The sequence below is a fragment of the Gordonia sputi NBRC 100414 genome (assembly GCF_000248055.1).
Lineage (GTDB): Bacteria > Actinomycetota > Actinomycetes > Mycobacteriales > Mycobacteriaceae > Gordonia > Gordonia sputi.
The window spans coordinates 11,306-34,522 of the sequence record NZ_BAFC01000075.1; the positions used below are offsets into that span (position 1 = coordinate 11,306).

The following is a 23,217-nucleotide window of genomic DNA, read 5'->3' on the forward strand; positions in this document are numbered from 1 at the left end:
CTACACCATCACGCTCGACCGCGACAGCAACTGGCTGATCACCGACGTCGCCGGGATCGCAGGCGCGGCACAGGACGGCTCGTCGGGCAGCGGTACCCCGAATCTCACGCAGAGCGACGCGGGGTCTGGAAGCCAGGGCAGCAGTACTCAGGGAAACAGCAACCAGGGCAACAGCAACCAGGGGAGTGACGGCACGGGCGGTCAGGCCCCGGCCGCCCCGCGCAGCCGACACCATGACCACAGCCACCCCGGGCGGACACCGCTGGTCGGTAGTGCTGCTCGTCGTGGCAACGGTCGGAGGCGTTGCCACGACGATGACGTGGGTTCGGGCGCAGGGGTCGGTCATTCCGGCGTCGACCGATCTGACCGACCAGACCGTCACACGGTCGGGAGCACCCGAAGAGCTCGCCGCCCGCGGCGTCGTCGGTCTGGCCGGAGCAGTCGCACTGGTCGCAGCATCCCTCCTCGCCGCGTTCGCGCTGTGGGCCGTCAGCCCCGGCTATCGGCACGCCCGCGCGGGCTACGCCACGATCGGGGTGTCGGCGGTCGGTATCGCGGCGGTGGTGTGGTTCCTCATGGATGCGGCGGCCCGTTCGTCCGTCTTCGGCGCGGCCGTCGACGTCCAGACAGACACCGTCGAGGTGTCCGCGTGGCCCCCGATCACGCTGTACTGCTTCGTGATCACCTGTCTCGTTGGTGTGATGCTGGTGCCGCGAGCGGATCGAGACGATCACACTCCAGCCAACGACCGCGCACCAGCCAACGACGTTCCAGCAGAGCCCTCCACGCCGCCGCCTCACCCGAATTCTGGGAGCATGACGCTCAGAGCATGACGCCGAACATGATCGACATTCCCGCGGCCATGCAGATCTGCGAGATATCGCCCGCGAAGGCGAGTACGTCCGACGTCGTGCCCGCGCGTCGTCGTCGATCGAGGTAGCGGTACAACCACACCAGGGCGGCGATGGCGAAACCGATCGTGAGTATCCAGTTCACCGGGGTGACGTACGCAGGTTCGCTGCTGCCGATCATGTTCATTCCCGGCATGTCCATGCCGCCGGAACCGTGGTCGTGGGCGAGCACGAGCTCACCGAGCGCCGACGTGTATTCGACTGCGCCCGAAGCATTTGCCGAGGTGCTTTGCGGGAGCAGGCTCCCATTCATCACGGCGTACATCCACGCCATCGCGCCCATCATGACCGCGTGATACACGGCGACGGACCGCCCGAACACCGAATCGGTCGCAGGGACGCAACCACAGTTCGCGCCGCAGGTGCAGACATCGCCACACCCGCATTCCGGTTCGGCGAGAACAGAACTCGGGAGTGCGAGAGTCGCCAGAAACCAGAGGGCAGCGACAATGAAGAAGACTATCGGGCCTGTGGTCGGCCAGCTCATCGAGAAGGGCCACGCCATCACGATCATGGCGACCGCCATGATCAGGTGCAGCACGTGTCCGACGTAGGCGGGCCAGCGAAGCGGTTGGCGCACCATCGCGTACACGGTCAACGCCGCGGAGATCGCGAACAGGATCGTCACGACCGAGCGGAGTGCGAGATTGTCGATCATCGGGCACTCTCGGCTGCTGCACAAGGCTGTTGCTCATCGGAAGGGCCGTGCTCGTGTCCGTGCGGAGGGGTCCCCGAACCGCGGCGCGCAGCAACGATGCCCCACGCGGCGTCGACGATCACAAACAGCGCCAACGGAATTCCGAACCACGGCGCGAACCACCCGAGTACTGCGACCACGACGATGAGCGCCACCGCCTCGCCCGGCAGGAGCGAACTCAGCGATCCTCGCCCGGGCGCCTTGGGCAGGCCGCCACCAGTGGGCCGCCTCCGCCACCACATCAGGTAGCCGCGGATGATCACGCTTATCAGACCGATTCCCAAGAGCGCCAGGATGATCTGGTTGAGAATGCCGAAGAGTCCCATGTGCGCGCTGATGGCCCAGTCGGTCAACTTCGCCATGAACGGCCACTGCGCGAAGTTCACCCGATCGGTGACAGCAAATGTCTTGGGGTCCACCGCGATCGCGTCGTACCGGGTGGGAAACCCGCGGTTGTTCTCATTCACCAACCACGCCGCACCCTCCGCGGACGGCGGCGTGATGACCATCGGTGCGCGCAGACCCGCTCGCGTGGCGGTGTTGTCGACGGCGGTGAAATCCGACGGCGTGATCGTCGGCGGTGCGTCGACCATCGCGTTGCCGCCGTGGTGATGACCTTCGTTCGACGACGCGGGCGACGTCGAGACCGCGGGCGTCGTCCACGACAGTTCGGTGCGCAACTCACCGATGCTCGCGCCCGCATACCGCGACCAACTCAGTCCCGACGCCGACAGCGCGACGAGCCCGATGATGATCCACGTGCCGACGGCCCCGTGCCAGGTCAATGTTCGACGCCGCTTCGGCGCATCGCGATCGGGTACGAGGACGCGGTTCAGCTTGTGGGTCCGTCGTCGATAACCGATCCAGAGCACCAGCCCGCCCAGCGCCGTCACCCACAGCCAGCTCGCGGCGATCTCGCCGTAATTGCGACCGACGACACCCAGATGCAGGTTGCGGTGCAGGTCGTCGAACCATGTACGTACCGGCAACCATTCGCCCATCGTGGTCAGCGATCCGCGCACCTCGCCGGTGTAGGGATCGACGAAGACGGTGCGCGTTCGGTCCGACGGCAGGTCGTCGACACTCAGCGTGACCCGCGTGGTCGAGTCCGCCTTCGGCGCAGGCGTCACCGACGCGATGGTTCCCTCCGGATGAGCTCGACGCGCCGCAGCGACCTGATCGCCCAGCGGTAGCCGCTGTGCGCCGACATTGTCAACGGTGAGTTCATGGCTGTATACAGCCCGGTCGATCTGCGGGATCAGCGCGTACAGGGTGCCTGTCACGGCCGCGACCAGCAGGAACGGGCCGATCAGGATTCCCGCGTAAAAGTGCCAGCGCAGTAGGAGCGGACGCCACCGCTGCGCCGCCGACGGGGCGGTCCGTGCGACCCGCGGGCCGCGATCTGGTTCGTCGGTCTCGGACTCGGCCGGCTCGTCGGTCTCGGACTCGGCCGGCTTGTCGGTCTCGGACTCGGCTGGCTTGTCGGGCGCGGAATCCACGGGTGGAGTGCTGACCACGGCTTCGGTGACTTCCTTCTCGGGAGGCTGCACGGCTGCCGGTTCTCCGACAGCACTGTGAGGAGTAGTCGCCTGTGCCCCGCATACGGTTCCCGCGGATTTCAGGCGAGCTGGGTCACATCGCCTGCGCGCACGCGACCGCCGACTGTGCGCTCGAGCCAGTCGACCGTGCGCGCCACGCCGAAGTCACGCACGTCAGCGCGCCAGACCATAGGGTTGACACGTGCAGCCAGACGCACCTGTCACCATCTTCGGCCCCGACTTCCCGTTCGCATACGACGACTGGATCAGCAACCCCGCGGGTCTCGGTCGCGTGCCCGACGACGCGCTGGGCGCGGAGGTCGCGGTCATCGGTGCGGGGATGGCGGGTATGGTCGCCGCGTACGAGTTGATGCGGGTCGGTCTGCGGCCCGTCGTGTACGAGCCCGATCGCATCGGCGGACGACTGCGCTCCGAGCAGTTCGTGCCGGGCGAGCCCGAGGTCGCAGAGCTCGGCGGCATGCGGTTCCCCGTCTCGTCGAGCGCCTTCTTCCATTACGTCGACGCACTCGGTCTGCGTTCGCGCCCGTTCCCCAACCCGCTGACCGAGGCCGCGGGCAGCACCGTCATCGATCTCGGTGGTGAGACGTTCTACGCCAAGACGCTCGACGACCTGCCGCCGATCTACCGCGAGATCTCCGACGCCTGGGAATCGGCGCTCGAACGCATCGCGGGATTCTCGGCGCTGCAGGATGCGATCCGAGCTCGCGACACCGCGACGCTGAAATCGATGTGGAACGAACTCGTCCGTGAGTGGGACGACCGCAGCTTCTACGACTTCCTCGCGACGTCGAAGGAGTTCGGTAACGCGACCTTCCGGCATCGGGAGTTGTTCGGGCAGGTCGGATTCGGCACTGGTGGTTGGGATTCGGATTTCAGCAACTCGATGCTCGAGATCTTGCGCGTCGTCGTGACGAACTGCGACACCGACCAGAGGTTGATCGTCGGTGGGGCAGAACAGGTTCCGCATCGACTGTGGTCTGCAACGCCGCACCGCATCGCGCACTGGCCGGTCGGGACGAGTCTGTCGTCGCTGCACAGCGGCGCGCCACGCGCGGGTGTTGCCGCGATCCGACGACTCGGCCCCGATCGCATCGAGGTCACCGACCGCTGGGGTGACTCGCGGGTGTTCTCCGCCGTGGTCGCCACCTGCCAGGCGTGGCTGTTGTCGACCGAGATCGAGTGCGACGAATCGTTGTTCAGCCAGGACCTCTGGATGGCGCTCGACCGCACCCGCTACATGCAGTCGTCGAAGACGTTCGTCATGGTCGACCGTCCCTTCTGGACCGACACCGATCCGACGACCGGCCGTGACGTCTTGAGTATGACGCTCACCGATCGCCTCACCCGCGGCACCTACCTCTTCGACAACGGCCCCGACCGTCCCGGCGTCATCTGCCTCTCGTACACGTGGATGAGCGACGCGCTGAAAGTGCTGCCGCATCCGGTCGACCGACGCGTCGAACTCTCGCTCGCGGCACTGAAGAAGATCTACCCCGACCTCGACATCGCGTCGCACATCGTCGGCCGCCCGATCACCGTCTCGTGGGAGGACGATCCGAACTTTCTCGGCGCATTCAAGGGCGCGCTGCCCGGGCACTATCGCTACAACACCAGGATGTACAACCACTTTCACGGTCAAGAGCATCTGCCCGACGCCGAGCGCGGCATCTTCATCGCGGGCGACGACGTCTCGTTCACGCCCGCGTGGGTCGAAGGTGCGGTGCAGACCGGACTCAACGCGGTCTGGGGAGTGATCGCACACTTCGCCGGCGCCTCTCACCCGTCCAACCCTGGGCCCGGGGATGTGTTCGCCGAGCTCGGACCCATCGACATAGGCCCGTGACCCCTTTCCCACTCCTGGAGGACGTCCTGCCGCAGAAAGAGGATTCAGATGCCCGCTGATCGACTACGAATTGCGTTGTGGCAGTGTCGCTCTGTCGCCGATGACGTCGAGGGGAATCTCGACCGACTCGAGCAAGCGGCCTCCGAGGCGGCGGAGGCCGACGCCGACCTGTTGATCACGCCGGAGATGTACCTGACCGGCTACAACATCGCGCCGAGCACCGCACGACGCCTGGCCGACCCGGTTGACGGCAAACTCGGCGACGCCGTCGGCAACATCGCTCGACGCACCGGGATCGCGATCCTGTACGGATGCGCCGAACTCGACGGCTCGGGCGTCTACAACACCGTCAGACTCGTCGACGCCGACGGTATTTCCCTCGCTTCACACCGGAAGACGCATCTGTTCGGCGAGATCGATCGCGACGCCGTGGCCGTAGGTGTCTCACCACCTCCCGTGATCGACGTCGGCGGTTGGAGTCTCGGTCTGCTCATCTGCTACGAGGTCGAGTTCCCGGAGCTTGTGCGCGATCTCGCCGTCCGGGGCGCCGAGGTGATCTGCGTTCCCACCGCCAACATGCCCGAGTACGACGCCGTCCAGACGGTGCTGCTCCCGGCGCGTGCGTTGGAGAACACCGTGTACGTGGCCTACGCGAACTACTGCGGCGTCGAGGGCGATCTCGCGTACGGCGGCCTCAGCGAAGGCATCGGGCCGACTGGCCGGGTGCTCGCGCGTGCCGCGCGCGAACCAATACTGCTGATCGTCGACGTCGAGCGAAAAGTACTCGACGACGCTCGCGAGCGATTCACCTACCTCGCCGACCGTCGCACAGATTTGTTGTCGTAAACACGGGTTCGTGCGAACGTAACACACTATCCGCTGAAATCAATATGAAGTTTGGTTCAGCAACATAAAACTGTCGCATCGGTGCAGGTCGAAGGTACTTCCCGAGACGCATTGGCGAATGTGTCGACAGTCACGTTGGGGTGTGGACATGACGTGGGCACGTGTTCTACCGTTACCTACGGGTCAGTAAGCTACCGGCTGGTAGTCATGCTTTTTGGGGTCACTTTCACCACGATGGTGTTCGCGGGAGCGTGCGCTCAGTTCGGCGGTAGTGACCCCTTTTCGTGCTGATCTGTCATCCGATCAAGTGTCGACAAAGGGGGGCGGGTTCATGACCGAGGCGGCTACGGATATCGGAGTGTCCACGCATAGAGGACAAGCGCGTTCGAGGGGTTCGCGCTCGTCCGAATCGCAGCGGCAGGGGCGAGGTGTGCGGCGACAACAACGCGCGCGGACCTTCCTGCGGCCTGCGGTGTTGATCGAGGCGATCGAGGTCGAGAAGCTCATCGTCATACCGGGACTCGACGTCCTGCTCGCTGAGCCGGAACGCTTCGGCCTGATCGACGAGACGTCGGCAGCGCTGCGTCAGGCGGTCACTCGGCACGAGACCGCGGTGGACGTGCTGATCGGAATGCTGATCGATTCGATCGGCGAGGACGCGAGTGCCGCAGACCAGCTCAACAATGCTCCCGCAGTATTGCCGGTTCGGGCACTGCAGAGCATCGTCGAGGATTATCGGGACGGCAACGACGTCGCGAAGGTCGACATGGTGCGCCTGGCGTTCCTCTTCGTTGCGGTTCACGCACTCACCGATCCGACGAACTGCGCGACAGCCTCGCGCAACCTCAACCTCGTGCCGCCGCCGCTGCACCGCGACCGTGCTGTGCTCGGCAGGGTATTGGCGCACGCCCTGCCGACCTTCACCGCGCGCGACCGCGACCTGTTCGCCGTCTACGTCAGCAAAACGAGCGCGTTTTTCGCCGTTCCCGCACCGGCGTCGCAGACGCCCGAGGACGACGGTGCCACCGACCTCGCGATCGTTCGCTACAACCCGCACGCGCTGCGCACCAGTTGCCAGCACATCGGGTTGGGCGGCAGCGCCGTCCGCGTCGCCGGCCTGGGCTGACCAGCAGCGACCGCAAACCGCGTCGACGGTGGTTCTTGCGGCGCGGAGCGGCGCGCGACCGTAGGCTTTGACACGTGAGCACGGATCGGCCGCAACACTTCCGGTGGCTCCTGCACATCGATCTCGACCAATTCCAGGTCTCGGTCGAGCGTCTGCGGAGTCCCGAGCTCGCCGACGTCGCGCTCATCGTCGGTGGCAACGGCGATCCGGCCGAGCCACGCAAAGTCGTGACGTGCGCGTCCTACGAGGCTCGCGCACATGGCGTTCGCGCGGGCATGCCGCTGCGCGCCGCCCACCGCAAGCTTCCCGACGCCGTCTTCGTCCCCCTCGACACCGAGGCATACGACGCAGCGTCGGCAGAGGTCATGGACACGATCCGCGGACTCGGGTATCCGGTCGAGGTCTGGGGCTGGGACGAGGCATACGTGGGGGTCGAAAAAGAGGGCGTCGAACCAGTGGGCCCCGAAGCAGTTGGCCCCGAAACTCTGCACGACGCCGCATCCGTCGCGAACAACGCCGTCGACGACGCGGAGATCACCGAGATCGCGGCCCGCATGCGCACCGCGGTTCTCGGCGCAACCGGCCTCGATTCGTCGGTCGGGATCAGCGACAACAAGCAGCGCGCCAAGATGGCCACCGAGTTCGCCAAGAAGCCCGACAGGCTCCCACCACGAGACCCCGAAGCGGCCTCGGAGTCGTCGACCTTTCTGCCGGTGCAACCGTTGCCCGACAAGGTCTTTCTGCTCGACGACCGCAACTGGATAGAACTCATGGGGCAGCGTCCCACCAGAGAGCTGTGGAGCGTCGGACCCAAGACTGCGCAGAAACTCAGCGCCAACGACATCGACACCGTCGACGATCTGATCGCCACGCCGCGCGACGACCTCATCGCGACATTCGGTCCGCACCAGGGCAATTGGCTCTATGTGCTGTGCCGGGGCCACGGCGACTCGACGATCACCGCGGAACCGTGGGAGGCGCGCTCGCATTCGAAGTCGCGGACCTTCCCCGCTGATCTGACATCGGTGTCCGAGAAGCACTCCGCGGCAAAACAATTGACGATGGAACTGCTCGACCAGGTGATTGACGAGGACCGCGTGCCCTTCCGGGTTGCGGTCACAGTGCGCACGTCGTCCTTCTACACCAGGACCAAATCGCGCAAGCTCGCCGCGCCAACTGTCGACATCGCAGAGCTCACGCCGGTCGTCCTCGATCTCCTCGACCGATTCGACGCCGACCGCCCCGTGCGACTACTCGGAGTACGCATGGATCTCGTACCCCTCGACGCAGAGACGACCGCCGACACCGATCTGGACCTCGAGGTGACCTGATGCAGCAGAACAGAATTCGCGCAGTGTGGCCGGCGATCACGGTGACCATGGCGGCCGTGCTCGCACTCGCACTCGGCCCAGCATCGGCCGACGCTGCGCCCCGGCTCCCCGTCACCTACAACTTTCTCGACGGCGCACGCGCAGAACTCGCGCATCCGGGCGGCTCCCTGCCGGGCACCAACGACTTCTCCTGCCGTCCGACGCCGCGTCACCCTCGACCCGTCGTCCTCGTGCACGGCAGTGGCGGTGGACAGCAGACGAATTGGGCAACGCTCGCACCCGTGTTGGCCAACGAGGGCTACTGCGTCTTCGCGCCTACGTACGGAGCCCTGTCGACGCAGTGGCCCGCGTCGGCACTCGGTGGGCTCGGCCCCAAAGAAGACAGCGCATGGCAACTCGCGTCGTTCATGTCGAAGGTCATGGCTGCGACGCACACCGACCAGGTCGACGTCGTCGGGCATTCACTCGGTACCGAGATCCCCACCTATTGGATGAAGTACCTCGGTGGCCGCGGCCATGTTGCGCACTACATCTCACTCGCGCCGTACTGGCGCCAGGGACCCGACGACGACGATGCGCGCGGTGAGGCTGTCGCGGAATACCGACGCGCGCTGGGTGTTCCGACACCGAAACGCCCGAGCTGCCCGGACTGCGTTGCACCGCCGCGCGATCTGGACTTCAACCACGCTGTGCGACAGCCGACTCCTTACCTTCCCGGGGTGAGCTACACGAACATCGTCACCCGATTCGACGACATCGTCACGCCCTACTGGGTCGGTATTTTGCCCGGCAGTCCGGGAACGTCGGTGCGCAACATCGAGTTACAAGACGGATGCAACCACGACTTCGCCGACCATCTGTCGATCGTGGCCGACCGTCGAGCGGTCGCACACGTCCTCAACGCGCTCGACCCCGAACATCCGCGACCGGTGCCGTGCGTGTTCGTGCCGCCTGTCACAGGTGGTTAGCAGCCCGCAGGGGAGACGCTCTCGTTCGAGACATGTTCGCGGGCATGGGTGATCGCGTCGTCGAGGTTGGTCATCAAATGATTCTCGTGACGGAGTTCGTCGATCACTCCGACGCCTTCGAGCAGCTTGAGATGGTCGTCCTGCACACCCTTGATGATGACGGTGATGCCGCGGCCCTCGAGGTCGGAGACGATCTCAGCGAGCGTGTGCGCCCCCGTCGCGTCGAGCATCCCGAGGTGCGACATCCGGATGATCACAACACGCACCGTGGTGTCGGAGTGTGCGCCGGACGAGATCGCCGTCGAGATGCGTTCTGCCGCAACGAAGAACATCGCTCCGTCGAGTCGGAGCAGTGCGATCGCGTCGTCGCCCGGTTGTGCTGGACCGGGTAGCTCCTCACGCGTCACACTCGACCGCTTCGCGACCTGCCGCAGTGCGAAGAACGCTGCCACGACGATCCCGATCTGCACCGCCTCGATGAGGTCGAAGCAGACGGTGATGACTGCTGTCACCACGAAGATCACAGCGTCGGATCGTGTGGAACGCATGATCTTTCGGACGGTCGACGACGAGACCATCCGGAAGCAGGTCACCATCAGCACGCCCGACAGCGCAGCCAGCGGTATCTGTGAGACCGGGCCCGTCGCCAGGTAGACCACTCCGAGCAGGAAGATCGAGTGCACGATCGCGGACACGCGTGTGCGTGCTCCCGAGCGTACGTTGACCGCCGTCCGCGCGATCGCTCCGGTTGCGGGCATACCGCCGAACATCCCCGACGCCACGGACGCGAGTCCCTGGCCGGTGAGTTCGCGGTCGGGATCGTACGGTCCCGACCGCGACATCGTTGCGGCGACCCGCGCAGACAGCAGCGACTCGATTGCCGCGAGCGCAGCGATGGCAACAGCAGCTCCCGCAAGGGATTTCATGGTCGCGACGTCGAGGTGCGGTAGTGCGGGTGCAGGCAGGTGCGAGGGGAGTTCGCCGATTCGACGCACCCCGAGGTGTATGAACCCGACGACCACGGTCACGAGGATGACCGCGGTCAATGACTCGGGAATGCTCCGATGGATGCGCGGCAACCCGACCATCAGCACGGCGATCACGGCGACGATGCCGAGTGTCTGCAGCGCAACGCTCCAGTCGGCGTGTGTGACAACGTGAATGGCTGCCGGAAGGGTGCGTTCGCCCCTCGGGGCATCCGCGCCGAACGCGGCGGGAACCTGCTGCAGAAAGATGATGACGGCGATGCCGAGTGTGAACCCCTCGATCACCGGCCAGGGGATGAACGTGACGGCTCGTCCGAGACCTACGACTCCCGCGATCAGCACGATGATCCCGGCCATCACGGTGACCAACGCGATCGACGAGATCCCGTGCGCCGCAACGATGGGCGCGAGGATCACGGCCATCGCACCCGTCGGGCCGGAGACCTGTACGTGCGACCCGCCGAAGATCGCGGCGACGAGGCCCGCGACGACAGCGGTGATCAGACCGGCGGCTGCCCCGACACCCGAGCTGATGCCGAAGGCCAGTGCGAGCGGGAGGGCGACAACGCCCACGGTGACGCCTGCGATGATGTCGGCCTTCCACGACCGACGCAGCCCGGCGTAGTCGCCGGTGGTGGGGATGAGTCGCAGCATGCGGCGCGGGGTGATCGCATGCAGCCACGCTGAGCCTCGACGCCTCGACCCCGTGGCCGTTGCGCTCACTGTGCGACGACGGGCGGGAGCGCAGCCATCGAGTCGAGTTGGTCGCGTTCGGCACCCAGCGTGTCGGCGAGGAAACCGCGCGCGGTCACGAGAAGGTCCGCGACCTTCGGGTTCGCCAGGCTGTAGAAGACAGCGTTGCCGACGCGTTCGCTGTGCACCACACGGTGCCGCTTCAGAACCGCGAGGTGCTGCGACATCGTCGTCGGTTCGAGACCGGTGATCGTCAGCAGTTCGCTGACCGGCGTCGGCCCACCGTTGGAGCTGAGCACCTCGAGCACGCGGATCCGAACCGGGTGTGCGAGCCCCTTGAACAGGTTCGCCTTGATCTCGTAGAGCGGTTGCGGCCAGCTGGTCGTCATGTGCCCGACCTCCTCGGTGGTTGCTTTACGCGGGCGGTGAAATGATGGATTACGCAATTGCGCAATCCATTGATAGCACTTCTGCCCACGGGGGTCGAGTCGGGTGTGACGAACTACGCTTCGGCGCGCGGCACTCGCACGCCGAGGAGTTCGGCGTCGGGATCGGCGTCGAGGCCGAGGCGATCCCAGTCGAGGGTCACCGCCGCGACGGCGTATGCCGAGGTCGGGAACCGATCGATGTATCCATCCGGGTCGAGGGTGAGCGCCGTTTCCGGCATGCCCGGTTCGTGTCCGACGACCAGAACGGTCGACGCATCTGCCGGTGCATACACCCTTACGACCTCCAAGATGTCGAGAGGTGAGCCGCCGTAGATCTCGTCGAGGAAGGTCGTCGGTGCGCTGATCCCGCTGCGTTCGAGCGTTTCGCGTGTGCGTGTCGCAGTCGAGCAGAGCACGGCGTCGACGCGGAGATCTTCGGAGCGAATCCACTCGCCGGCGAGGGCCGCTTCTCGACGTCCCCGCTCGGCGAGCGGTCGGTCGTGGTCGGCGACGCCCGGCGGGTAGCCCGACTTACCGTGCCGCATCAGTACCAGTGTTCGGGGCGCTGCGCTCATGCGATGTTCCGTGAGCGGCCCGCGCGGTGATCGCCGCACTTGCGGGCGTCGGCGATACGCAGCACGGTGACGGTCGCCCGCCACGCCGCGGACTCCTGCCGGCAGAACTGCGCGTGGTCGTCATTGCCTGCCGCCGACGCCTCGTCGGCCTGGGCGTCGAACTCGTAGGCCTCGTCGAGGCAGTCGGCGATGATCGACAGCACAGTCGAATGGTCGGTGTGCGCCGTGTCGAGGACCTTGGTGATCGTCGCTGCGTCGAGGGTTGCGAGTTGTTCGAGTTCAGTCCGAAACCACGCGATGGCGCGTGCGTCGTCGTGCCCGGAAGTGCTGTGTTGTGTGCCCCGCATCTCTTCAGATTAGTGCGGCGGACCGACGCAAAGCCGCTGCGACACCATTAGCCTGGTTCCCGTGCACTCCTGGCTTCCCGCGCTGCTGGCTACTCTCGCAGCACTGTTGATCGCTGGAGGCACGGTGCTTCGGCAGCGTGCCTCCAGCGCATCGGGGGCCATCACTCCTGGCTGGTGGCTCGGTGCGGTGATCGCGATCATCGGGTTCGTGCTCCAGGCGTCGGCGCTCGGACTGGGTTCCATCCTGTTGGTCCAGCCCCTCGTAGTGCTCGCAGTGTTGTTCGCGTTGCCGCTCGAAGCGTGGGCCGACCACCGGCATCCGCAGCTCAAGGAATGGGCGTGGGGTGTGATCCTGGTCGGCTGTGTCGCGACATTCCTGCTGATCTCTCGCCCTGAGCCGTCGCTTCGACGACCCAACGACATGGTGGTGTGGGGGACCGTCGCGGTGGTCGCGGCTGTCGTCGTCGCGTGTGTCGTCCTTGCCGAGCGGTCGACCCCGCACTACCGGGCGCTGTTCTACGGACTGGCAGCGGGCACGCTGTTCGGAGTGTCGGCGCTTCTGGTCAAGACGGTCGTGTACCAGGCGACACACCACGGCATCCACACCTTCGCGAGGCCCGAGATCTACCTGCTGGTTCTGGTGGCGGCGGGAGCCGTGCTGGCCCAGCAGAGGGGGTTCGGCGCGGGCGACCTGCAGACGTCGTTCCCGGCCATGAACGTGATGGAGCCCGCCGTGGCGATGGCGCTCGGTGTGGTGCTCCTCGGTGAGAATCTCAAGGTGTCGGTGCCCACCGCGCTGTTCCTCGGGATCGTGCTCGCCGCGATGGTCCGCTCGGTCGTCGAACTCGCGAAGTCCTCGGCGGTGCGCGGCGAAGAACGCGACGCGCAACTGCATGAGTCGACGGTCTCACCGATCCGCAGGGTCGCCTGACGGAGTGTTCGACGCCGAGTGTCGTACGGGTGCGCTCAGGCGTCGACGCGCTCGATCACGTTCGCGATGCCGTGCGCCCATTCGGCAGCAGCCTTCGCCGGCTTGATCGCCGACGAGTTGTCGTGACGGAAATGCTCGCCGACCTGGGTTGCTCCGTGGCGGGTCAGGAGTTCGGCCATGAGCTCGCCGCCGCGGTTGAAGGTCTCGCCGTAGATGGTGTCGCCGAGTCCGAATACGCCGAATCGCACGCCGGAGAGATCTGGGGTGGTCTCGGTGATCTCCTCGGCGAACGGCTCGGCACCCGTCGGGAGTTCGCCCTCGCCGTAGGTAGAGCAGACGACGACGAGGAAGTCGTCGGGATCGAGATCCTCGACGGCGAACTCGCTCATGTCGTAGATCGACGGATCGTGCTCGGCAGCCAGGACATCGGCGATGGCGTCGGCCACGAGCTCTCCGTTGCCGGTCTCGGTGCCGTAGAGGATGACGACGGACACGATCTGCTCCCTTGTTCTCGCTTGATGGTTGCGCTTGGGTGGGTTCATGAGTGCGGTCGACACACGACCGCAACCAAACGAAGGCTACCCTAACTGGCTTCTGGGGTGCATCAGAGCCTTTGTCGGAGGCGTTTACGAAATTACTTGGATGTCCTAGTATGTGTGGGACAGGGGCCGATGGCTCACAACTCCGGGGCCCCGCAAACCTCCACGACTCTCGACAACCCACAACCCAGAACAGGTGATCACCGGTGACCGCTGCTGCATCCGTACCGTCCATTCCGCACTATCTCAACGGTGCGCGTGTCGAGGTGACAGACGGACGTCACGCCGACGTGTTCAACCCCAGCACCGGCGCGGTCCAGTCGTCCGTCCCACTCGCGAGCACCGACGACGTCGCCGCCGCTGTCGCAACCGCCGTCGAGGCGCAGAAGGAGTGGGCCGCGTGGAACCCGCAGCGTCGCGCCCGCGTGTTGATGCGCTTCGTCGACCTGGTCAATCAGAACGCCGACGAGATCGCGACGACGCTGTCGCTCGAACACGGCAAGACGCACGCCGACGCCCTCGGTGACATCCAGCGCGGCGTCGAGGTCATCGAGTTCGCCATCGGCATACCGCATTTGATCAAGGGTGAGTTCACCGAGGGCGCGGGCTCGGGCATCGACGTGCACTCGATCCGCCAGCCACTCGGCGTGGTCGCGGGCATCACCCCGTTCAACTTCCCGGCCATGATCCCGTTGTGGAAGGCCGGACCGGCACTCGCATGCGGCAACGCCTTCATCCTCAAGCCGAGCGAGCGCGACCCGTCGGTTCCGGTGCGTCTCGCCGAATTGTTCACGCAGGCAGGGCTTCCCGACGGCGTGTTCCAGGTGGTGCACGGCGACAAGGAGGCCGTCGACGCGCTGCTCAACCACCCGGAGGTGAAGGCGCTCGGCTTTGTCGGTAGCTCCGACATCGCGCAGTACATCTACTCGACCGCCGCGGCGAACGGCAAGCGCTCGCAGTGTTTCGGCGGCGCCAAGAACCACATGATCATCATGCCCGACGCCAATCTCGACCAAGCGGCCGACGCGCTGATCGGAGCAGGCTACGGCAGCGCAGGCGAGCGATGCATGGCGATCAGCGTCGCCGTACCGGTCGGGGAGCAGACCGCAGAACGGTTGCGCGCCAAGCTGATCGACAAGGTCAACGCGCTGCGCGTCGGCCACAGCCTCGATCCCAAGGCCGACTACGGCCCGCTGGTCACGGCCGCGGCACTCGAGCGCGTCAAGGGCTACATCGGCAAGGGCGTCGAGGAGGGTGCAGAGCTCGTCATCGACGGCCGTGACCGCAGCAGCGATGAACAGACGTATGGCGACGACGATCTGTCGAACGGCTTCTTCATCGGCCCGACGCTCTTCGATCACGTCACCAAGGACATGTCGATCTACACCGACGAGATCTTCGGGCCGGTGCTCTCGATCGTGCGCGCCGGTGACTACGAGGAGGCACTCGCTCTCGCGTCGGATCACCAGTACGGCAACGGTGTTGCGATCTTCACCCAGGACGGCGACGCCGCCCGCGACTTCACCGCGCGTGTCGACGTCGGCATGGTCGGCGTTAATGTGCCGATCCCGGTTCCGGTGGCCTACTACACCTTTGGCGGTTGGAAGCGTTCCGGATTCGGTGACCTCAACCAGCACGGACCGAGCTCGATCCAGTTCTACACCAAGACCAAGACGGTCACGTCGCGCTGGCCGTCGGGCGTCAAGGACGGGGCCGAGTTCGTCATCCCGACGATGGACTGAGGGCGATGACCACCACTGCTCCGGCCGGAACCGCGGGCGGTCTCGACGACGACGAGCGCGTCATCGTCGAGACCGCCGCGGCGTTCGCGGCCAAAAGGCTTGCGCCACATGCCCTCGAGTGGGACTCGACCAATCACTTCCCGGTCGAGGAGTTGCGTGAGGCGGCTCAACTCGGGATGGGCGCCATCTACTGCTCCGAGGATGTCGGCGGAAGCGGGCTGCGTCGACTCGACGGCGTGCGGATCTTCGAGCAGCTCGCCTACGCCGACCCCGCGGTCGCCGCATTCCTCTCGATCCACAACATGTGCACGTGGATGGTCGACAGCTATGGCACCGATGAGCAACGCGCGCACTGGATTCCGCGCCTGGCTAGCATGGAGACCATTGCGAGCTACTGTCTGACAGAGCCGGGCGCCGGTTCCGACGCCGCGGCGCTGTCGACCCGCGCGGAGAAGGTCGGCGACCATTATGTGCTGTCCGGTGTCAAGCAGTTCATCTCGGGAGCAGGGTCGTCGGATCTGTACGTAGTCATGGCGCGCACGGGTGGCGACGGTCCGAAGGGCATCTCGACGTTCCTCGTCGAAAAGGGTTCCGACGGGCTGAGTTTCGGCGCGCAGGAACACAAGATGGGGTGGCACGCGCAGCCGACGGCGCAGGTCATTCTCGACGAGGTGCGCGTGCCCGCCGGCAACCTGCTCGGTGAGCAGGAGGGCATCGGCTTCGGCATCGCGATGAACGGGCTCAACGGTGGAAGGCTCAACATCGCGGCGTCGTCTCTCGGTGGGGCCCAGGCTGCCTTCGACAAAGCGGCGTCGTACGTCGCGTCGCGAAAGGCGTTCGGGAACAACCTGATCGACGAGCCGACGATCCGCTTCACCCTTGCCGACATGGCCACCTCGCTGCAGACCTCCCGCCTGATGCTCTGGCACGCGGCGTCGTCTCTCGACGCGAATGCGCCGGACAAGGTGGAGCGGTGCGCAATGGCGAAGCGATATGTCACCGACGCCTGTTACACCGTCGCCGACCAGGCGCTGCAGCTCCACGGCGGCTACGGCTACCTCACCGAATACGGCATCGAGAAAATCGTCCGCGATCTGCGCGTGCACCGCATACTCGAGGGGACCAACGAGATCATGCGCGTCGTCGTGGGTCGGTCGGTGGCCGCACGGTTCCGCGAGGCCTGACCAATCCACTCGACCACACACACTTCAACACAGGGAGAATCGACAATGACGACGATCGCCTTTCTCGGACTCGGCAACATGGGCGGCCCCATGGCCGCCAACCTCGTCAAGGCCGGACACACGGTGCACGGGTACGACCCCGTCCCCGAAGCGGTCAAGACCGCCGAAGCCGCAGGTGTGCAGACCTTTCCGACGGCGGTCGAAGCGGTCGCCATCGCCGAGGTTGTGATCACGATGCTCCCGAGCGGAGCCATCGTCAAAAAGCTCTACGACGAGATCTTGCCCGCGACCGCCACGGGCGCGCTGCTCATCGACAGCTCGACGATCTCCGTCGCCGATGCACGCGAGATCAATTCGCGCGCAGCAGATCACGGTTTCGCACAGGTCGACGCCCCGGTCTCGGGCGGCGTGAAGGGCGCGGTCGCCGGCACGCTGGCGTTCATGGTCGGCGGCACCGAGGAAGCGTTCGTCGCCGCACGGCCGACGCTGGAACCGATGGCGGGCAAGATCATTCATTGCGGCGACTCCGGAGCGGGTCAGGCGGCCAAGGTGTGCAACAACATGCTGCTCGCCGTCCAGCAGATCGCGGTCGGCGAGGCGTTCGTGCTCGCGGAGAAGCTTGGCTTGTCCGACGACGCGCTCTACGACGTGGTCACCGGCGCGACCGGGAACTGCTGGGCGATCGAGACGAACTGCCCGGTCCCGGGCCCGCAGCCGACGTCGCCCGCGAACAACGACTTCAAGCCGGGCTTCGCCACCGCGCTGATGAACAAGGACCTCGGCCTCGCGCTCGACGCCATCGCCGACACCGGTTCGCGCGCGCCCCTGGGCGAGCACGCCGCCGCCCTCTACCGCGCCTTCGCCGAACAGCACTCCGACCAGGACTTCTCGGCGATCATCACGACGCTGCGCTGACCACCCTCGCTGGTCGAGCTGAACCCGCTGGTCGAGCTTGTCGAGACCACTCGCCGCCCGAGCCCTACCCGCTGGTCGAGCTGACCCTCGCTGGTCGAGCTGACCCTCGCTGGTCGAGCTAACCCGCTGGTCGAGCTTGTCGAGACCACGCCGTCGGCGGCGCAACCCGCTACGGCCGCGGATCAGTATGACGCGCAGCCCGAAATTTGTGTCGTATCGGAAGATGTGGGTGCTGCAGCACACAGATCCTTCGGTTCGACACATATCTAGCCTGGCCGGGCTGCTGCTGTGTATACGGGTCGCAAGGTCTAGCTGGAGCCGGGGTGCGTACACAATCGTGACGTGAGCGGGGGGCCGAGGAGATTATTGTCTTGGCGTCGCGCTGACGACCGAGTTGTGTACGCGCGCTGCGGGTGTGGTGGTTTGGTGGGCGTCGGGCAAGGTGTCGCGGGCCCCGAGGCGGCCGATCCAGTTCGGTCGGGCGCCCGGTCCGGGTCAATCCAGGCTCAGAAGTCGCCGGCGTTGTGGCGCAGTTCGTGGATCGCGTCGACGAGTCCTGCGATGTGTTCAGGGGGCATCCCGACGTCGGCGAACACCTCGCGATTGAGGGTCGACGTCGCGTCCTCGACCGTCGAGCGGCCCAGGTCGGTGATCTCGACGAGCGTGGTGCGACCGTCGGTGGGGTGGGGGAGGCGTCGAACGAGCTGTGCCTCCTCGAGGCGTCGGATCGCATGGGTGACGCTGGTGACGTGCACCTGCAGGCGGTCGCTGGCTTTGGTGATGGGCAGCGCGCCGTTGCGCGAAAAGGCAAGCAGCCGAAGCAATTCGTAGCGCGAGAAGGTGAGATCGTATGGGCGGAGCGCTGATTCGACGCGGGCCAGCAGGATCTGGTGGGCTCGCATCACGGACGTCACCGCGACCATCCCGTCTGCGACGTCGCCCCAGCCCGCCGACGTCCAATTGGCCTTCGCCTCGGCGATCGGGTCGAACTCCATGCTGTGCCCTGCCATGGATGTCAGCCTATCTGCCGCCGACAACCTCGGAAGCTGCCCGGTGTCCGCGCGGCGACACTTTCAAACCTCAGGCGCGGCTCTCGTGCGTGAGCAGCATCTCGATCGCGCCAACAATTGTGTCGACGAGGTCGGCGGCGGTGCGGCCGTCGAGTTCGTCGCGCTGTTCGTCGGAGCGGAGCATGATCATCGATTCGACGAGGCGGAAGGGGAGCAGGCTGCGGGTGTCTGCGGGGTCGTCGAGCACGGCGGCGGCAAGGGTTTCGTAGGCGGCGGCGAGTTCGCTTCGCGCTGTGCGGAATTGGGCGTAGCGGTCGTCGCCCACCTCCGGAAGTAGGTACAGCGAACCGAGGTTCCAGCGCTCGTCGACGAGTTGCGCGGCGTCGAACCGGGCAAGGTCGAGGAGTCGGTCGAGGGGGGCGCGGTCGTCGTCGAGCAGTTCTCTTGCGCGCTCGAGAGATCCGACGACGGTGGCGTCGAGCAGCGCGGCGAGGATGTCGTCCTTGTTCTTGAAGTAGTGATACATCGACGCCTGGCGGATGCCGACGGCCTCGGCGATCATGCGCGTCGACGTCCCCGTGTAACCGTGGCGGCAGAAGAGTTCGGCTGCGGCGTCGAGGATTTCCTCACGCGCGGTGGCTCCTCGTCTGCGTTGTTCGACGAGGCGCGGTCGGCCGGGGCCTGCCGCCACTCGGCCCGACCGGGACGCAGTACTCATTCGGAAGCTCTTTCATTCGTGCTGGGGCGTGGGTTGCGGCAAGTTCATCATCGAGTCTAGTCCGCCCAAATCGCCGGAATCTCGCGGTCAAAAGCGATCCGCGCTGCGCGGAAGTGGAGTGACCTGGGCTGCGTAACACGCTCGTAGCGTGAGTTTCCATCCCGGCAACATATCTGTCACTCGATAGAAAAAGCGCAGGCGTTATCTATCAACTGGCAGATAAACCCGCTCAATGTGGAGCCTCACCACGAAGGAACTGACGATGACCTCCACCGCACAACCCGACTCAAAGGCTCCCGACGGCACCTCGCCGACGAGCGACGTCGACGACGCCGACTCGCTCGCCCAACTCGGTTACAAGCAGGAGTTGCACCGCGGCATCGGAGGATATGCCGCCTTCGCCTCCGGCTTCTCGTTCGTCTCCATCCTCACCACCGTGTTCGCGCTCTTCGCGCTCGGCTTCGGTCTGGGCGGACCCGCGTTCTTCTGGACCTGGCCGATTGTCTTCGTATGCCAATTCTGCGTGTGCCTCGTCTTCGCGGAACTCTCCGGGAAGTTCCCCGTCGCCGGTGCCGTCTACCAATGGTCTCGACGCCTCGCCGGTGACGGAGTCGGCTGGTTTGCCGGCTGGTTCATGCTCGTCGGTTACATCGTGAGTGTGGCGGCACTGGCCATCGCGATGCAGAGCGTGCTTCCCGAGATCTGGTCGGGCTTCCAGTTCGTCGGCGACGACACGAGCCTCACGTCGGTCTCGGGTGCAACCAACGCGATCATCCTCGGCACCATCACGATCATCGGCTGCACGATCATCAGCGGCGTCGGGGTGAGCTTCATGGGCAAGATCACCGTCACCGGCGTGACCATCGAGATCATCGGCGTCGTGGCGCTCGTCGTTGCGATGTTCATCAAGGCGGAACGCTCCCCGGCGGCGGCGATCGCGAACACCGGTGAACACGGACACGGCTTCGGTTACTTCCCGGCCTTCCTCGCCTCGATGCTCATGGCCTGCTACGTGATGTACGGATTCGACAGCGCCGCAGAGCTTTCCGAGGAGACCAAAGATCCTCGACGCACCGCGCCGAAGGCGATCATCAACGCGCTACTCGTCTCGTTCGTCGGCGGAGGTCTGATGATCATCGGTGCGCTCATGGCCGCTCCGTCGCTCGGTGCGCCGGAACTCTCCGCTCAGGGAATCGCCTGGGTCATCACCTCGCAACTCAACACCGTCCTCGGTAAGGCGCTGCTGATCATCGTCGCGATCTCGATCTTCTCCGCGACTCTCGCCATTCAGGCGTCGGCATCCCGAGTGATGTTCTCGATGGCACGCGACAATCGCCTCCCGTTCGGCTCGGCACTGGCAAAGGTCAACCCGCGCACCGGAACTCCCGTCATCACCGGCATCGTCGTCTCGGCGTTGGCGATTCTGATCTTGCTCGTCAACCTCGGGCAGGCAGGCGTCTTCGCCGCGATCACCAGCGTGTCGGTGGTCATCGTCTACCTCGCCTACCTGATGGTCACCGTGCCCGCACTCATCCATCGCCTGCGCGGAACCGAATTGAGCCACGGCCGACCGGTTTTCGGCCTCGGTAAGTGGGGCATCCCGGTCAACATCGTCGCCGTCGTCATGGGCGGTCTGTTGATGGTGAATATCGCCTGGCCTCGCGCGGAGGTCTACGACCCCGACGGCGGCAACTGGGTACTCCAGTACTTCGCGATCCTCTTCGTCGCAGCGACGCTGATCGTCGGATTCCTCGCGTACCTCAAGGTCAAGGGCCAGCCGGGAGCGCCGGAACCCGAAGACGCACTCGTCGGACGCAAGCGCTCGTAGCGATTGCCGCACTACCGATCAACTGATAGATTTGTCAACCGAGCGACGACGCCCTGCCGGACTCTTCGAATCCGTGCAGCCGACCACCGGGACGACCCGGAACCTCGCCAGCTCATTCTCGAAGGACGTCGACATGACCACCTCGACCACCACCTCTACATCCTCCACCGCCGGTGCCCGTGCGCATGCTCGTGCACAGGCGGGAGCGATCACCGACTCCATGCCCGTGGTGCCCGCCACCGACTGGCCGACGACGATCACCGACGTCGACTCGTCGACGCTCACCTGGGCCGAGACGGTTCCCGGCGGCAGGTACACCACCAAGGTGCTCGCCCGCGGGAACCGAATCCGATTGCGCGACATCACCGGTGACGCGTGCGCGCACCTGCTCCTGTGGCGCGTCGACGCCCCGTGGGAGCGCCTGAACGTCGCCGACACCGTCAAGGTGCCCTGGCAGGCCTACCTCACCACCGGCCACCCCCTGCTGAGCGATCAGGGCAGGGTGCTCGCCACCATCGTCGACGACACCAGTGCGCGCCACGACGCGCTCACGGGCACAACCACACTCGCCGACAATGCCGCCAAATACGGCCACGGAGAGGCATATTCGACGACTCCCGCGGGGCGTGAGCTTCTCAAACTGGCCGCCGCCAAGAACGGCTTGACGCCCACCGATGTGGCGCCGTCGCTCTCGCTCTTCGAGGGAGTGAAGGTCGACGAGGAGGGATCGTTCGAGTTCCAAGGGAGCGCGGGCGCGGACAAGAGCGTCGACCTGCTTCTGCACCTGCCGTGCATCGTGGCGATCGCCAACACCGCGCACCCGCTCGACCCAAGCGCGGAGTTCCGCTCGGGGCCCCTCGAGGTGCTCGCCTGGCGTGCGACCGACGACCTCGACGCGCTGCTCGCCGACGTCGCCGACCGTGACCCCGAATACCAGCGAGCCGTGGCCAACAGCGAAGACGTCTACGGCGCAACACGCTTCTGACGCCAAGTGGTTTCGACTCGGGTGCTCGCTTCGCTCGCGCCCGGCTCAACCAGCGGAATGCCAGTGGTTTCGACTCGGGTGCTCGCTGCGCTCGTGCCCGGCTCAACCAGCGGAACCGTTGAGCAGCCGCGAGGACGAGCCGTCTCCCCGCTGGTTGAGCAGCCGCGAGGACGAGCCGGTCTCCCCGCTGGTTGAGCAGCCGCGAGGACGAGCCGGTCTCCCCGCTGGTTGAGCAGCCGCGAGGAACGAGCGGTGTGTCGAAACCACCTCACCCCGCGAGGACGCGCCGTATCCCCGCTGGTTGAGCAGCCGCGAGGTACGAGCGGCGTGTCGAAACCACCACCCCACCCCCTAACTACACACATCCGAACGCAAGGACCACTCATGACCACCACGATCAACCCCACCACCGCCCCGGCGGCCGACCTCGCGCTCGTGCCCGGCGACGTCATCTACGACGGCATCGTCGCAGAGCGCGCTCCCTGGTCGGAAGTCGTTGCGGCAGGCGATGTCGCGACCATCGTCGACCTCCACGGCAACCAGGCCGTCGACACGCTGTTCTTCGGCGGCCACGACCACTCGATCCGCTACTCCGCACAGACAACCATTGCCGCGCAGGGGAACATCTTCCTGACCACCGGCACGGTGATCCGCGACCAGGAGTCGCAGCCGATGATGACGATCGTTGCCGACGAGGTCGGCAATCACGACACCCTCGGCGGTGCGTGCTCGCAGGAGTCCAACACGCTGCGGTATGGCCACCACACCAAGCATCAGCACGCGTGCGTCGAGAACTTCCTCATCGGCGGCTCACGACACGGCCTCGGCAAGCGAGATCTCGTCGGAAACGTCAACTTCTTCATGAACGTGCCCGTCGACCCCGACGGCGCACTCGGGATCGTCGACGGCCTGTCCGCTCCCGGCAAGCGCCTCGCGCTGCGGGCCGAAGTCGACACCCTCGTGTTCGTGTCCAACTGCCCCCAGATCAACAACCCCTGCAACGGATTCGACCCGACTGCCGTCCGCGTGATCGTCACGCGGCCGCGGGGCTGACC

At 65.8% G+C, this 23,217-nt stretch carries 22 protein-coding genes; 13 read left to right on the plus strand and 9 right to left on the minus strand.

The window, feature by feature from the left end; genetic code table 11:
• The first annotated feature begins 233 nt into the window (after positions 1-233).
• Positions 234-833 carry a hypothetical protein gene (locus GOSPT_RS23910; protein ID WP_064905557.1) on the plus strand — a complete coding sequence of 200 codons (600 nt, stop codon included), beginning with the start codon at positions 234-236 and terminating at the stop codon, positions 831-833.
• Here GOSPT_RS23910 and GOSPT_RS12365 read toward each other — a convergent pair.
• Positions 823-1,569, minus strand: a complete 747-nt coding sequence (locus tag GOSPT_RS12365; protein ID WP_005206527.1) for a DUF5134 domain-containing protein — start codon at positions 1,567-1,569, stop codon at positions 823-825. The genes GOSPT_RS23910 and GOSPT_RS12365 overlap by 11 nt on opposite strands.
• Entirely contained in the window at positions 1,566-3,107 is a 1,542-nt protein-coding gene (locus GOSPT_RS12370; RefSeq protein ID WP_141630879.1) for a PepSY-associated TM helix domain-containing protein, read from the minus strand. The genes GOSPT_RS12365 and GOSPT_RS12370 overlap by 4 nt, the downstream gene beginning before the upstream one ends.
• Positions 3,108-3,348: 241 nt before the next feature.
• On the opposite strand from GOSPT_RS12370, the gene GOSPT_RS12375 reads away from it, so the two are divergent.
• The 5 genes from GOSPT_RS12375 (at position 3,349) to GOSPT_RS12395 (ending at position 9,281) form a co-directional block, all read left to right on the plus strand.
• Complete coding sequence (locus GOSPT_RS12375) at positions 3,349-5,010, plus strand: flavin monoamine oxidase family protein (RefSeq protein WP_005206529.1); 1,662 nt, start codon at positions 3,349-3,351, stop codon at positions 5,008-5,010.
• A gap of 48 nt (positions 5,011-5,058) precedes the next feature.
• On the plus strand, positions 5,059-5,856 hold the full coding sequence (locus GOSPT_RS12380) for a carbon-nitrogen hydrolase family protein (protein WP_005206530.1): 798 nt from the start codon (positions 5,059-5,061) through the stop codon (positions 5,854-5,856).
• A 430-nt stretch (positions 5,857-6,286) separates the two neighbouring features.
• Positions 6,287-6,982 (plus strand): hypothetical protein, encoded by a 696-nt coding sequence (locus GOSPT_RS12385; RefSeq protein ID WP_245548715.1) that lies wholly within the window; start codon positions 6,287-6,289, stop codon positions 6,980-6,982.
• Positions 6,983-7,056: 74 nt separating this feature from the next.
• Positions 7,057-8,313 (plus strand): DNA polymerase IV, encoded by a 1,257-nt coding sequence (locus GOSPT_RS12390; protein WP_005206532.1) that lies wholly within the window; start codon positions 7,057-7,059, stop codon positions 8,311-8,313.
• Positions 8,313-9,281: an esterase/lipase family protein gene (locus GOSPT_RS12395; protein WP_005206533.1), complete on the plus strand. Its 969-nt coding sequence runs from the start codon at positions 8,313-8,315 to the stop codon at positions 9,279-9,281. The genes GOSPT_RS12390 and GOSPT_RS12395 overlap by 1 nt, the downstream gene beginning before the upstream one ends.
• On the opposite strand, the gene GOSPT_RS12400 is transcribed toward GOSPT_RS12395, so the two are convergent.
• From GOSPT_RS12400 to GOSPT_RS12415, 4 genes are all read right to left on the minus strand, one after another.
• Positions 9,278-10,921 carry a SulP family inorganic anion transporter gene (locus tag GOSPT_RS12400; RefSeq protein ID WP_005206534.1) on the minus strand — a complete coding sequence of 548 codons (1,644 nt, stop codon included), beginning with the start codon at positions 10,919-10,921 and terminating at the stop codon, positions 9,278-9,280. The genes GOSPT_RS12395 and GOSPT_RS12400 overlap by 4 nt on opposite strands.
• A gap of 65 nt (positions 10,922-10,986) precedes the next feature.
• Positions 10,987-11,349, minus strand: a complete 363-nt coding sequence (locus tag GOSPT_RS12405) for an ArsR/SmtB family transcription factor (protein ID WP_005206535.1) — start codon at positions 11,347-11,349, stop codon at positions 10,987-10,989.
• A gap of 113 nt (positions 11,350-11,462) precedes the next feature.
• A complete protein-coding gene (locus GOSPT_RS12410) occupies positions 11,463-11,963 on the minus strand; it encodes a SixA phosphatase family protein (protein WP_005206536.1) in 501 nt (166 codons plus the stop codon).
• Positions 11,960-12,310, minus strand: a complete 351-nt coding sequence (locus tag GOSPT_RS12415; RefSeq protein WP_005206537.1) for a hypothetical protein — start codon at positions 12,308-12,310, stop codon at positions 11,960-11,962. The genes GOSPT_RS12410 and GOSPT_RS12415 overlap by 4 nt, the downstream gene beginning before the upstream one ends.
• Positions 12,311-12,371: 61 nt before the next feature.
• Here GOSPT_RS12415 and GOSPT_RS12420 point away from each other — a divergent pair, with 61 nt between their 5' ends.
• Complete coding sequence (locus tag GOSPT_RS12420) at positions 12,372-13,241, plus strand: DMT family transporter (protein ID WP_005206538.1); 870 nt, start codon at positions 12,372-12,374, stop codon at positions 13,239-13,241.
• A 35-nt stretch (positions 13,242-13,276) separates the two neighbouring features.
• Here GOSPT_RS12420 and GOSPT_RS12425 read toward each other — a convergent pair whose 3' ends face one another.
• Entirely contained in the window at positions 13,277-13,735 is a 459-nt protein-coding gene (locus GOSPT_RS12425) for a flavodoxin domain-containing protein (RefSeq protein WP_039855877.1), read from the minus strand.
• A gap of 251 nt (positions 13,736-13,986) precedes the next feature.
• On the opposite strand from GOSPT_RS12425, the gene GOSPT_RS12430 reads away from it, so the two are divergent.
• The 3 genes from GOSPT_RS12430 to mmsB are packed head-to-tail and all read left to right on the plus strand — an operon-like array spanning position 13,987 to position 17,621.
• A complete protein-coding gene (locus GOSPT_RS12430) occupies positions 13,987-15,522 on the plus strand; it encodes a CoA-acylating methylmalonate-semialdehyde dehydrogenase (RefSeq protein WP_005206540.1) in 1,536 nt (511 codons plus the stop codon).
• Between the two features lie 5 nt (positions 15,523-15,527).
• Positions 15,528-16,706 (plus strand): acyl-CoA dehydrogenase family protein, encoded by a 1,179-nt coding sequence (locus GOSPT_RS12435; RefSeq protein ID WP_005206541.1) that lies wholly within the window; start codon positions 15,528-15,530, stop codon positions 16,704-16,706.
• 45 nt (positions 16,707-16,751) lie between these two features.
• Positions 16,752-17,621: a 3-hydroxyisobutyrate dehydrogenase gene (gene mmsB / locus GOSPT_RS12440; RefSeq protein ID WP_005206542.1), complete on the plus strand. Its 870-nt coding sequence runs from the start codon at positions 16,752-16,754 to the stop codon at positions 17,619-17,621.
• Positions 17,622-18,127: 506 nt separating this feature from the next.
• Here mmsB and GOSPT_RS12445 read toward each other — a convergent pair.
• Entirely contained in the window at positions 18,128-18,631 is a 504-nt protein-coding gene (locus tag GOSPT_RS12445) for a MarR family winged helix-turn-helix transcriptional regulator (protein WP_005206543.1), read from the minus strand.
• Between the two features lie 70 nt (positions 18,632-18,701).
• On the minus strand, positions 18,702-19,349 hold the full coding sequence (locus GOSPT_RS12450; RefSeq protein ID WP_005206544.1) for a TetR/AcrR family transcriptional regulator: 648 nt from the start codon (positions 19,347-19,349) through the stop codon (positions 18,702-18,704).
• A 262-nt stretch (positions 19,350-19,611) separates the two neighbouring features.
• On the opposite strand from GOSPT_RS12450, the gene GOSPT_RS12455 reads away from it, so the two are divergent.
• From GOSPT_RS12455 to GOSPT_RS12465, 3 genes are all read left to right on the plus strand, one after another.
• Positions 19,612-21,177, plus strand: coding sequence for an amino acid permease (locus GOSPT_RS12455; RefSeq protein ID WP_051993878.1), 1,566 nt, complete (start codon positions 19,612-19,614; stop codon positions 21,175-21,177).
• 133 nt (positions 21,178-21,310) lie between these two features.
• The gene (locus tag GOSPT_RS12460; RefSeq protein ID WP_005206546.1) at positions 21,311-22,162 is read left to right on the plus strand and encodes an urea amidolyase associated protein UAAP1; all 852 of its coding nucleotides are present in this window, start codon (positions 21,311-21,313) and stop codon (positions 22,160-22,162) included.
• A 384-nt stretch (positions 22,163-22,546) separates the two neighbouring features.
• Positions 22,547-23,215: an urea amidolyase associated protein UAAP2 gene (locus tag GOSPT_RS12465; RefSeq protein ID WP_005206547.1), complete on the plus strand. Its 669-nt coding sequence runs from the start codon at positions 22,547-22,549 to the stop codon at positions 23,213-23,215.
• Positions 23,216-23,217: the final 2 nt, after the last annotated feature.